We start from the raw sequence: 11,314 nt of genomic DNA, 5'->3' as shown, positions 1-11,314 counted from the left end.
TCCAGGCCCTGTCTGCTCCCGGCACGGGCCGGGATCCGATACGGAGGAGTCCGCATGACCACCACGTCCCACGCCACCACTACGTCCCACGCCACCACCACGACCAACCCGTCCGGCACGGCCGGGGCCCTCACCGCCTCCTGGGAGCAGCTCGTCGTCTCGGCGCTGCTCGGTACGGACCGGCGTCCCCCGCCGACGGATCCGCCGGCCGGCGGCCCGGACGCGCCCCTGGCGCTGCTGGACGCCGCCGCGCTCCACACCGTGCGGCGCAGGGCCGGTCTGCGTCCCGCGCGTGCCGCGCCGCGTCCCGAGCCCGCGCCGTACGACGGCCGGCGGCCGGTGCCGGAGGCGGCCGGGACACGGCTCGCGCAGTTGCTGGCCGACCGGTCGGCGGGGGCCGGCGGGGGCCGCCGGGGCACGGCGCCCGACCTCGGTGAGCTGCTGCCGCAGTGGCTGGCCGCCGCCAACGCGCGCGGCTACCGCGCGCCCGCCGCCGTACTGCCCGCGCTGCTCGACGCCGCTCGCGCCCGTACCGATCTGCGGCCGGGGGCACTGCTGTTCGCAGGGGCGCGCGGGCGGTGGCTCGCCCGGCTCAATCCGGAGTGGCGGTTCGCGCTGCGCGACGCGTCGGGGAGCGGCGCCCTGCCACCGGTCCGGGACACCGAGGCGGTCCGGCGGCTCTGGGCGGAAGGGCTGTTCGCCGAGCGGATCGCGCTGCTGTCCGCCGTACGGGCCGAGGACCCGGCGGCGGCGCGGGAGCTGCTGGGCTCGCTCTGGTCCACCGAGCGCGCCGAGGACCGGCTGCTGTTCCTCGACTCGCTGCGCACCGGGCTCTCTCCGGCGGACGAACCCTTCCTGGAGGAGGCGCTGTCGGACCGAAGCCGCAATATCCGCGCCACGGCGGCCGAGTTGCTGTCCGCGCTGCCCGGGTCCGCGTTCGCGCGCCGGATGGCGGCCCGCGCGGCGACCTGCGTGAGCATGGACCGTACGGGCGGCGGCCAAGTCATCGTGGTCGAGGCGCCGCACGAGTGCGACGCGGACATGCGGCGTGACGGTGTGGTTCCAACGGCGCCCGCCGGCCGGGGTGAACGGTCGTGGTGGCTGGGGCAGTTGGTGGAGGCCGCGCCGCTGGCCACCTGGCCGGCCAGGCTGGGCGGCCGGACACCGGAGGAGATCGTCGCGCTGCCCGTCCTGGACGACTGGGCGGACGAGCTGCACGCCGCCTGGTGCCGGGCGGCCGTCCGGCAGCGGGACGCGCTCTGGTCCGCCGCGCTGCTGGGGCGTGTTTCAGAAGTAGCGCCGTCCGCCTCCGGGCAGGCGGGACTTCTGAAACACGCCCCAGGGCCGCCCTCGGCCGCGCCGGCCACCGGACCGGGCACCTCGTCGCTGGCCGAACGGGCGCGGCTGCTCGCCACGCTGCCGCCTGCCGAACGGTCCGGATGGATCGCCGCGTTCATCGCGGCGCACGGTCTGTCGGAGGCGTTCCAGCTGCTGGGGGTCTGCGCGGTGCCCTGGGCGGAGCCGGTCGGCCGCGCGGTCGTGGACGCCCTGGGCACCGCGCGGGACGAGGGCGGCTATCCATGGAGCTTCAGCGGGGTCATGGGCCTGGCCGAACGCTGTCTGGACCCGGCGGAGGCGGACCGGCTCGCCCTTCTCACGGCCGCGCCCGACGGGCCGGAGACGGAGGACACCCGGCACGGCGCGGACGGCTACTGGTCGGAGGCGTTCCAGCGGCTGGTCGCCACGCTGCGGCTGCGCGCGGCCCTGCTGGCGGAGCTGGACGGCCCGGCGCCTCCCTGACCGGCGGGGGCCGCGCCGGCCGGCCCCCGGCGGCGGCCATCGCGGCCACGGCCACCACGCCCGCCCTCACCGCCGACCGCCCTCACGGGCGCCGCCCTCACCGTCCGCGGATTCCGTCGTCCCGTCACATTCCCGCGGGCTGACGGAGGTTGGCGTTCACCCAGGCGACGATGGCCGTCGTCGTCGCGCCCGGGGTGAAGATCTCCGCGACGCCCAGCTCCTTCAGCGGCGCGATGTCGGCCTCCGGGATGATGCCGCCGCCGAAGACCTTGATGTCCGCCGCGTCCTTCTCCTTCAGCAGCTCGATCACCTTCGCGAAGAGCGTGTTGTGGGCGCCGGAGAGGATGGAAAGGCCGATCGCGTCGGCGTCCTCCTGGATCGCGGTGTCCACGATCTGTTCGGGCGTCTGATGCAGGCCCGTATAGATGACCTCCATGCCCGCGTCGCGCAGTGCCCGCGCGATCACCTTCGCCCCGCGATCGTGGCCGTCGAGGCCCGGCTTGGCCACCACCACACGAATCGGACCAGCCACACCCATCACTGCCTCCACGTCGACGGCGCCGTAGTGAACGAACGTTATCCTCAGCATCCCGCACCCCGCCGTTTCGCGGAGGCCCCCGAGGGGGAAATCACACCTGCGACATGTTCGCTTTGCGGCGTTCCGTCACCACTCGATCCCGCCGCCGACCGGGTCGGCCGACCGGCGGGGCCGGGGGGCCGAGGGAAGCCGCAGCGAAAGTCGCCGCACGGGCGGCCGTTCCACCGTGCCGCCGGCCGCGCGGCACGGCGGAACGGCTCCGTGACGGAGCGGCTCGGCGCGGGGCGGAGCCCCCCGTACGGACGCGGCGTGCGACGCGGCGCATATCGAACATCTGGACGCCGGAGGCGGCAAATTCGACGGATCCGCGCCCGTCTTCCGACCCTGACAACCGTTCATCCCGGGCCAGTTGATCGAACATTTATCGAACGTAGGGCCAAGGCTGCGTCCGCAGACTGCCGAAACACGGCCGAATGCCCGTTTCCTCAACGCGCAAAACTCTCGGAAGATTGTCGCCGTCGCATACCGCCGGGTACAGTCGCGGCCACTGCTTTCCTCCGGGACCCTTCCGATCAGGACGAGTTCCGGACAACCCTGGTTCTGCTTCTGCTGCCGAGGCGAGAGAGAAGTTGGTGAACGACCAGCACGCCCACGCCGGGTACGCCGCACATGACGGTTACCAGAACGGCAGCTACACACCGGATCCCCTCTTCGGTACCCTTCCGGACGGCTCGGCCGCTCCGGTCGACCAGACCGGATACGGGACCGCGGGATACGGAACCGCCGGTTACGAGAACGGCGCCACGGGCTACGAGACCGGTGGTTACCAGACCGTCGCGGCGCCCTCCACGGCATACGGCACCGGCCCGTACGACTCGGGGCAGTGGGACACCGGCGGCCACCAGGTCGCCGCCCCGGTGGCCGGATACGACGCGTACGCCACACCGCAGTACGACACGAGCGGCCAGTGGGCCACCGTCACCGCCGACTCCTCCGGGCAGTGGAACACGGACGGCTGGACACCGGCGGACCAGCCGAACGGCTCCGGCGGTACCGGGCAGTTCGACGGCAGCCAGGTCGACAGCGGCCAGTTCGCCAGCACGCACTTCGACACCGTGATGGTGGACAGCGCGCAGTTCGAAAACACACCGTTCGAAAACACACCGTTCGAGAGCACGCAGTTCGAGAACGGTCAGTTCCAGAACAGCCAGTTCGACAGCGGCCAGTTCCAGAACGTGTCCGTCGACAGCGCCGACAGCACCCAGTTCGGGTACGACCTCCCGGCCCAGTTCGAGATGGCCCAGTTCGACGCCGATCAGTTCCGGTCCGCGGACGCGCCCCTCGACTACGAGGCCACCGCCGTATGGACGGCCCCCGCGTACGACGCCTCGTACGAGGCGGAACCGTCCTCGCAGTACAGCCCCGACGCCGACTACGGCGCCCCGGGGCCCGAGCCTGAACGGGCGTACGGCACCGAGGACGGCGTCGAGCACGCCGCCGCCCCGGGCACACCGGGCGACCAGGACGACCGGACGGACCTGACCGGAGCGGCCGACGCCCCGGACCCCACCGCCGAGAACGCCCCCGAGGCCGAGTCGCTGCACATGGCGGCGACCATGGCCGTCCCCACCGTCAATGTCACCCCCCGCCCGGTGAGCCGGGCCGCGGGCGGCGGTGGCAGCGGTGGCCGGGGCCGCCGCCGTACCCCCGCCAAACGCTCCGCACTCCTCACCATCGCCGTTCCCTCCGCCTGTGTGATGGGCGTCGCCGGAATCGCGGCGGCCTCCGTCAGCGGACTCGGCGGCGGCGAGGACGTCAAGGACGACAAGGCGACCACCGCGTCGGCGGCCGACACCGCCGCCGAGAAACCGGCCGCCGCGGCGGCGGCGGCCAACAAGAAGCTCGACACCCAGATCACCACCCTCAGCGAGGGCGCCCGCGACTTCGGCGACCGGGCCAGCCGTACGCAGGAGCGCATCGACCTCCAGGCCCGGCAGGAAGCGGACCGCAAGAAGCGGATCGCGGAGGAGGCGCGCAAGGAGGCCGAGCGCCCCAAGTTCGTGCTCCCCGTCTCGCAGCACGGCCTCAGCGCGTACTACGGCCAGGCCGGCGTCAACTGGATGTCCGTACACACCGGGATCGACTTCCCCGTCTCGTACGGGACGCCCGTGATGGCCGCGACGGACGGCACCGTACGGACGCAGTACAACAGCGCCTACGGCAACATGGCCATCGTCACCTCCCCCGACGGCACCGAGACCTGGTACTGCCACCTCAGCAGCACCAAGATCCGCACGGGCTCGGTCAAGGCCGGTGATGTGATCGCCTACTCGGGCAGCTCCGGCAACTCCACCGGACCGCACCTGCACTTCGAGGTACGGCCCGGCGCGGGCTCCGCGGTCGACCCGCTCCAGTGGCTGCGCAGCCACGGCGTCGACCCGACCTGAGAGCGCCCGGGCGCTCCGGCGCCCGCGACACCGCACCGTACGCACGACCGGATCGGGGTCTCCCCCCAGGGGAGGCCCCGATCGGCGTACCACCCACAAGCTCCGGCGCCCGGCCTACAGCTTCTCGACCGGCGCGTAACGCAGCAGCAGCCGCTTGGGCTTGGCATCCCCGAAGTCGACGGTCACCTGGGCGTCCGCGCCCGTGCCCGTCACGGCCATGACCGTGCCGAGGCCGAACTGGTCGTGGGTGACGCGGTCCCCGGTGGCCAGTGCGATCACCGGCTTGTCCGCCGTACGCCGGGTGGCGAAGCCCGAGGGGCCGCCGGTCCGCGACCGCGCGGCGGCCGAGGACGACAGCGAGGACGCGATGCCCTGCGTCGGACCCGCCGGGATCTGCGCGCCCGTCCGCTTCCACTCCAGATGCTGTCCCGGGATCTCCTCCAGGAACCGCGACGGCGGGTTGTACGAGGGCTGCCCCCAGGCGCTGCGCATCGACGACCGCGTCAGATAGAGCCGTTCCCGCGCGCGCGTGATGCCGACGTACGCGAGGCGCCGCTCCTCCTCCAGCTCCTTCGTCTGGCCGAGGGACCGCATGTGCGGGAAGACGCCGTCCTCCAGGCCGGTCAGGAACACCACCGGGAATTCGAGGCCCTTGGCGGTGTGCAGCGTCATCAGGGTGATGACCCCGGAGCCGTCCTCGTCCTCGTCGGGGATCTGGTCGGAGTCCGCGACGAGCGCGACCTTCTCCAGGAACTCGGCGAGGGTCGGCGTCGGGGCGACAACGGCCGTGTCGGCAGTGTCCGCCGCGTCGGCCGGCTCCCCCTCCGCCTCGCCCGCCGCCTGGCCGCGCTCCTGCTCGAACTCCAGCGCCACGGCGGCCAGTTCCTGAAGGTTCTCGATCCGGGTCTCGTCCTGCGGGTCGGTCGACGCCTGCAACTCGGCCAGATAGCCGGTCCGCTCCAGCACGGCTTCAAGGACCGTCGCGGGCCCGGCGCCCGACTCGACGATCGTGCGCAGGTCCTCCATCAGCGTGTTGAAGCGCTTGACGGCGTTGGCGGAGCGCGCCGCCATCCCGTACGCCTCGTCCACGCGCCGCAGCGCCTGCGGGAAGGTGATCCGCTCCCGGAGGGCGAGGGCGTCGATCATCGCCTCCGCGCGGTCCCCGATGCCGCGCTTGGGCACATTGAGGATCCTGCGCAGCGGTACGTTGTCCTCCGGATTGGCCAGCACCCGGAGGTAGGCCAGCACATCGCGGACCTCCTTGCGCTCGTAGAAGCGCACCCCGCCGACGACCTTGTACGGCAGGCCGACCCGGATGAAGATCTCCTCGAAGACACGCGACTGCGCGTTCGTCCGGTAGAAGACGGCGACATCGCCCGCCTTGGCGTCACCCGCGTCCGTCAGCCGGTCGATCTCCTCGGCGACGAACTGCGCCTCGTCGTGCTCCGTGTCCGCGACGTACCCGGTGATCTGCGCGCCCGCGCCCGCGTTCGTCCACAGGTTCTTCGGACGGCGGCTCTCGTTGCGCTCGATGACCGCGTTGGCGGCGCTGAGGATGGTCTGTGTGGAGCGGTAGTTCTGCTCCAGCAGGATCGTCGTCGCGTCCGGGTAGTCCTCCTCGAACTGGAGGATGTTGCGGATCGTGGCGCCCCGGAACGCGTAGATCGACTGGTCGGCGTCGCCGACGACGCACAACTCGGCCGGGTCGTTCCCCTCGCCCGAGGGGCCCACCAGCTCGCGTACAAGCGTGTACTGCGCGTGGTTGGTGTCCTGGTACTCGTCCACCAGCACATGGCGGAAGCGGAGCCGGTAGTGCTCGGCGACGTCGGGGAACGCCTGGAGCAGATGCACGGTGGTCATGATGATGTCGTCAAAGTCCAGGGCGTTGGCCTCGCGCAGCCGGCTCTGGTACATCCGGTACGCCTCGGCGAGCGTCTTCTCGAAGCCGTCGGCGGCCTGGCCGGCGAAGGTCTCCTCGTCGATCAGCTCGTTCTTCAGATTCGAGATCTTGGCGCTGAACGCCTTCGGCGGATAGCGCTTCGGATCGAGGTCGAGATCCCGGCAGACCAGCGCCATCAGCCGCTTGGAGTCGGCCGCGTCGTAGATCGAGAACGACGAGGTGAAGCCGAGACGCTTGGACTCCCGGCGCAGGATCCGCACACAGGCGCTGTGGAACGTCAGCACCCACATGGCGTTGGCGCGCGCGCCGACCAGGTCGCCGACCCGCTCCTTCATCTCGCCCGCGGCCTTGTTGGTGAAGGTGATCGCCAGTATCTGGCCGGGGTGGACCCCGCGGCTGCCCAGCAGATGCGCGATCCGGTGCGTGAGGACCCGCGTCTTGCCGGATCCGGCGCCGGCCACGATGAGCAGCGGCGTGCCCGTGTGCACGACGGCCGCGCGCTGCTCGGCGTTCAGCCCCTCCAGCAGGGCGGCCGGGTCCACGACCGAGCGCGGGCTGCCGCCGCGGTGGTACGCGTCGCGCGGCGGCGGCGCGTCGAAGACGCCTCCGAACAGGTCGTCGGGCACCTGCTCCGGGGCGTGGTCGTCCCGCTCCTCGGGCGGCGGCGGGTGTTCGTCGCCGGAGGGCTGGAGGTCCGCCAGGAAACTGTCATCAAAAAGGCTGCTCATCGCTTTCCGAGTCTAGGCGGCCCCACTGACACTCCGCGCCCGTCTTCCCGTACAGCCCGCACCCGTCTTCACATCCGGCCCGCGTACAGCTCCCGTCCGTCCTCACCTTCGCCGCCACGCGGTCAGTGGGCTACCGAGCGTGACGCTATACCCTCGATTGACGCTCCTCGCACCTCACTCCAGCAAATGGTCACGAAAATGTTCCGGGCATATCGACCATCCACCTTCACATCAGCAGCACAACTTGGCTAGCGTGCTCGATCAGGCAGTCCGTTTCCCCCTGGCGATCCACGCCGAGCGGGCGGCCCACGCCGAATTCGGCCTCCCCCCAAGGAGGCCCGGAACCGGGGACCCACTCTGCACCACCGGGGTGAATCGGGCCGTACGTCCGCCGTACGCCAGGCCCGTAGGGCAGCCTTCCGTTCCGCCCGAACCCGACAGCTAACCCGGTAGGCGGTCTACGGAAGGAGATGCCGACCTTGGCGTCGCATCGCAAGTCGCGCAACCGTGGCGGCGCAGGCACCAACTCCCCCGCCGTCGGGGTCACTACGGCCGCCATCGCCTCGGTCACGCTGCTGTCGACGCAGAGCGCGGACGCCGCGCCCGCCGAGCCGAACCCCTCGGTGGAAGAGGTACAGAAAAAGGTCGACGACCTGTACCGCCAAGCCGGGGGCGCCAACCAGCAGTTCAGCAAGCCCAAGCCCGGTACGACGAAGCAGAAGCGCACCGTCGACCGGGTGCGTGACAACGTCGCCAAGAGCGCGGACAAGCTGAACGAGGCCCGCCGTACGCTCAGTTCCTACGCGCCCACGCAGTACCGGGAGGGCAGCCCCGCCCCGGCCGCCGCCCTGACGTTCGTGGACCGGACCGCGGACCGGACCGCCGAGCGCCCCCAGCAGAGCGCGCCGCCGCGGCCGACCCAGCCGCCGGTGCCGCAGACCGCACCGGCCATGCCCGCTGTGCCCGCTCTCGCTGTGCCCGCGATGCCGGTCATGCCCGCCACGCCCGCCGTACCGGCCGAGGCACAGGACGCGCCGCCGTCGTCCCTGCGGAGCAACAAGGAGACCGTCCAGAAGAAGCTGGCCGACGCGCGCGCCCTGCTGTCGAAGGCGACAGCGGGCGAGCAGGCACGGCTGGCCGCGCTGGAGCGCCGGCAGCAGGAGCGCGAGCAGGAAGAGGAAGAGGCCCGCCGCCTGGCGGAGACGCAGGCCCAGGCACAAGCCCAGGCACAGGCGCAGGCCCAGATCGAGGCCCAGGTGCAGGCCCGCGCCCAGGCCCAGGCGGAAGCCGAGGCACGCGCCGCGGCGGAGGCCGCCGAGTGGGAGCGCCAGGAGCTGCTGGTCCGGCCGGACACCACCGCCGTCGCGGGCCCGGGCGCGGTCACGGGCCGGGTCACGGCCGTCGGCACGGACGCGGACCAGGGCATGGACATGGACCCGGGGGCGCTCACCGCCGCCGGTCCGGTTCCGGGCGCGAACGCGGCTGCGGCCACTGCTCCAGCAGCAGGTACGGGTACGGCCGCCGCGCCCGCCGTCAGCTACGCCACCAAGGCCGCGAAGGTTCTCGCCTTCGCCCGCGCCCAGATAGGCAAGCCGTACGTGTGGGGCGCCTCGGGCCCCAGTTCGTACGACAGCTCGGGCCTGACCCAGGCCGCCTGGCGGGTGGCCGGCGTCGAGCTGCCGCGCACGACCTGGGACCAGGTCGCGACCGGCACCCGGGTCGCGACGGACGATCTCCTCCCCGGTGACATCGTCTTCTTCTACGACGATGTCAGCCACGCGGGCATCTACATCGGCGACGGCATGATGATCCACGCGCCCAAGATGGGCGCGAACGTCCGCGAGGAATCGATCTACTACCTGCCGATCTTCGGCAGCGTCCGCCCGGCCTGACCGGCGGTCCCTGTACGGAGCTGACCGGCGGCGCCCGCCGCGCCGGTCAGCTCCGGAGCGCGGCGACGACCTGACGGGTCCGGTCGGTCGCGGCCATCCGGCGCCACCATCCGGAAGCGTTTCGATCGCAAATCGTCCCGGAGCCATCACCTCCGGTCAATACCGCTCCGTCGATGCCGGACCGTGATCTTTGCGCTTAGCGTCCTTCTCCGGGCGGCCCGATTCCGTACCGCCCACCCGCACGTACAGCCGTGCGGACAGCCGTATGGGACAGAAGGACGAGGACGCCCCCGTGGCAGCGCACCGCAAACCCAGAAAGCGCCCGCTCTCCGGCCAAGGCGGCGCGAGCGGCACAAGCGGCGCGGGCCGCACCGCTCGCACCGTCCGTACGGCCGCCACGCTCCGTACGGCCGCCACGCTCCGTACGGCCGCCACGCTCGCGCTCGCCGGGGCCGCCACCGCGACCGCCGCCGGCGCCCCCGCGACCGCCGCGCCCCGGCCCACGGCCGCGCAGGTGAAGGCCGAGGTGGACCGGCTGTACCAGCAGGCCGAGGCCGCCACGGAGCGGTACAACGGCGCGAAGGTGAAGGCGGCCGAGGCCCGTACCTCCCTGACGCGATTACGCGACGAGGCCGCCCGCCGGACGGAGCGGCTCAACACCTCGCGGGACGCGCTCGGTTCCGTCGCCGCCGCGCAGTACCGCTCCGGCGGTCTCGACCCCGCCGTACAGCTCGGTCTCAGCTCGAATCCCGAGACCTTCCTCGAAGGGGCGTCGCTGGCCGAGCTGGCGGGCACCCGGCAGGCGGCCATGGTCGCCGGGATCCGCGGGGAGCTGGGGCAGCTCGCCGGGCTGCGCGCGCGGGCCGGCGACCGGATCAGGGACCTCGGCGCGCGGCAGGCGGAACTGGCCCGGCACAAGGCGACCGTCCAGAAGAAGATCGGCGCCGCCCAGCGACTGCTGGACCGCCTCTCCGCCGCCCAGCGCGCCGAGTACGACGGCCAGGGCCGGGGCGCCGCCGCCGACAGCGGTACGCCGGGCTCGGGCCCGGGTGCCGGTCCGGGGCAGCCGGCCGGGACCGCCCCGGCGCCGGGCTCCCGGGCCGCGGCGGCGGTCGCCTTCGCGTACGGCGCGATCGGCAAGCCGTACGTCTGGGGCTCGACCGGGCCGGGTTCCTTCGACTGCTCGGGGCTGACACAGGCCGCGTGGCGCGCGGCCGGGGTCTCCCTCCCCCGGACCACCTACACCCAGATCAACGCGGGGCAGCGGGTGAGCCGCGACCGGCTCGCCCCGGGTGACCTGGTGTTCTTCTTCTCCGGCATCAGCCATGTGGGGATCTATGTCGGGGGCGGGCAGATGATCCACGCCCCGCGCCCCGGCTCGGCGGTCAAGCTCGCGCCGATCGACCAGATGCCGTTCGCGGGCGCCACCCGTCCCGCGTAACAGCCGCTGGTCGCCCCGCAAGCGCCAGCCCGTCCCACAGCCCCTCCGCTTGGCCCGTACGGACCACTCATGGGCCCGTCGGGGTGCCCCTTCCCCCGCCGCGCGCCACCATGAGCGGCAGGGGAAGCCGGAGAGAGGTGCCGCCGATGAGCAGCTCCGTGAGAACCGTGCGACGCGCCACCGCCGTACGTGCCACAGGTCTCGTCGTGGGGTCGCTCTTCGTGCTGGCCCCCGTCGGCGTCACCCCCGAGGGCTGCGGCGAGCTGTCCGGCGGCCGGCTCTGCGTCGAGGGCCCGATCGGCGGCGCGGGCACCTTCACCACCCGTTACGACCAGCACCCGGGCCGCCCCGAGATCGCCGTACGCCTGGGATATCAGCGCAAGGACGCCCGGATCACCGCGTTCCCCGGCTGGTTCGGAACGCGGACGACCCGGCAGGGGCACGCCGAGCTGACCGGCACGCTCGACACCGAGCCCGGGGAGTGCGTCCGGGGCGTCATGGAGGACGAGCGGGAGCGGCTCTACGTCACCGGCTGGCGCTGCTCGTAGAGCCGCCGCCCTCACTCAGT

7 protein-coding genes and 1 riboswitch are annotated in these 11,314 nt (G+C 72.6%); of the genes, 5 read left to right on the top strand and 2 right to left on the bottom strand.

Annotated elements, in window-relative coordinates:
* The first annotated feature begins 54 nt into the window (after positions 1-54).
* On the top strand, positions 55-1,800 hold the full coding sequence (locus DVK44_RS21465) for a DUF5691 domain-containing protein (RefSeq protein WP_181957497.1): 1,746 nt from the start codon (positions 55-57) through the stop codon (positions 1,798-1,800).
* A gap of 124 nt (positions 1,801-1,924) precedes the next feature.
* Here DVK44_RS21465 and DVK44_RS21460 read toward each other — a convergent pair whose 3' ends face one another.
* Positions 1,925-2,338: a cobalamin B12-binding domain-containing protein gene (locus tag DVK44_RS21460; protein WP_114661120.1), complete on the bottom strand. Its 414-nt coding sequence runs from the start codon at positions 2,336-2,338 to the stop codon at positions 1,925-1,927.
* 632 nt (positions 2,339-2,970) lie between these two features.
* Here DVK44_RS21460 and DVK44_RS21455 point away from each other — a divergent pair.
* Positions 2,971-4,785 (top strand): M23 family metallopeptidase, encoded by a 1,815-nt coding sequence (locus DVK44_RS21455; protein ID WP_228447300.1) that lies wholly within the window; start codon positions 2,971-2,973, stop codon positions 4,783-4,785.
* 114 nt (positions 4,786-4,899) lie between these two features.
* Here DVK44_RS21455 and pcrA read toward each other — a convergent pair whose 3' ends face one another.
* On the bottom strand, positions 4,900-7,413 hold the full coding sequence (gene pcrA / locus DVK44_RS21450; RefSeq protein WP_114661118.1) for a DNA helicase PcrA: 2,514 nt from the start codon (positions 7,411-7,413) through the stop codon (positions 4,900-4,902).
* A gap of 299 nt (positions 7,414-7,712) precedes the next feature.
* A riboswitch (cyclic di-AMP (ydaO/yuaA leader) is annotated at positions 7,713-7,885 on the top strand.
* A 7-nt stretch (positions 7,886-7,892) separates the two neighbouring features.
* Between pcrA and DVK44_RS21445 the strand changes: the two genes are divergently transcribed.
* The 3 genes from DVK44_RS21445 (at position 7,893) to DVK44_RS21435 (ending at position 11,294) form a co-directional block, all read left to right on the top strand.
* Positions 7,893-9,305 (top strand): C40 family peptidase, encoded by a 1,413-nt coding sequence (locus DVK44_RS21445; RefSeq protein ID WP_408055341.1) that lies wholly within the window; start codon positions 7,893-7,895, stop codon positions 9,303-9,305.
* 292 nt (positions 9,306-9,597) lie between these two features.
* Positions 9,598-10,746 carry a C40 family peptidase gene (locus tag DVK44_RS21440; protein WP_408055409.1) on the top strand — a complete coding sequence of 383 codons (1,149 nt, stop codon included), beginning with the start codon at positions 9,598-9,600 and terminating at the stop codon, positions 10,744-10,746.
* Between the two features lie 146 nt (positions 10,747-10,892).
* Positions 10,893-11,294: a hypothetical protein gene (locus tag DVK44_RS21435; protein WP_114661115.1), complete on the top strand. Its 402-nt coding sequence runs from the start codon at positions 10,893-10,895 to the stop codon at positions 11,292-11,294.
* Positions 11,295-11,314: the final 20 nt, after the last annotated feature.

Origin of the sequence: Streptomyces paludis (assembly GCF_003344965.1) — a bacterium.
GTDB lineage: Bacteria > Actinomycetota > Actinomycetes > Streptomycetales > Streptomycetaceae > Streptomyces > Streptomyces paludis.
Note: the sequence above shows the minus strand (reverse complement) of the source record. Positions and strands in the feature narration are given on the sequence as shown.

Excerpts from the sequence above, each read along its gene's own strand:
- DVK44_RS21465 (WP_181957497.1), top strand. The coding sequence starts at position 55 with ATGACCACCACGTCCCACGCCACCACTACGTCCCACGCCACCACCACG.
- DVK44_RS21460 (WP_114661120.1), bottom strand. The coding sequence starts at position 2,338 with ATGGGTGTGGCTGGTCCGATTCGTGTGGTGGTGGCCAAGCCGGGCCTC.
- pcrA (WP_114661118.1), bottom strand. The coding sequence starts at position 7,413 with ATGAGCAGCCTTTTTGATGACAGTTTCCTGGCGGACCTCCAGCCCTCC.
- DVK44_RS21435 (WP_114661115.1), top strand. The coding sequence starts at position 10,893 with ATGAGCAGCTCCGTGAGAACCGTGCGACGCGCCACCGCCGTACGTGCC.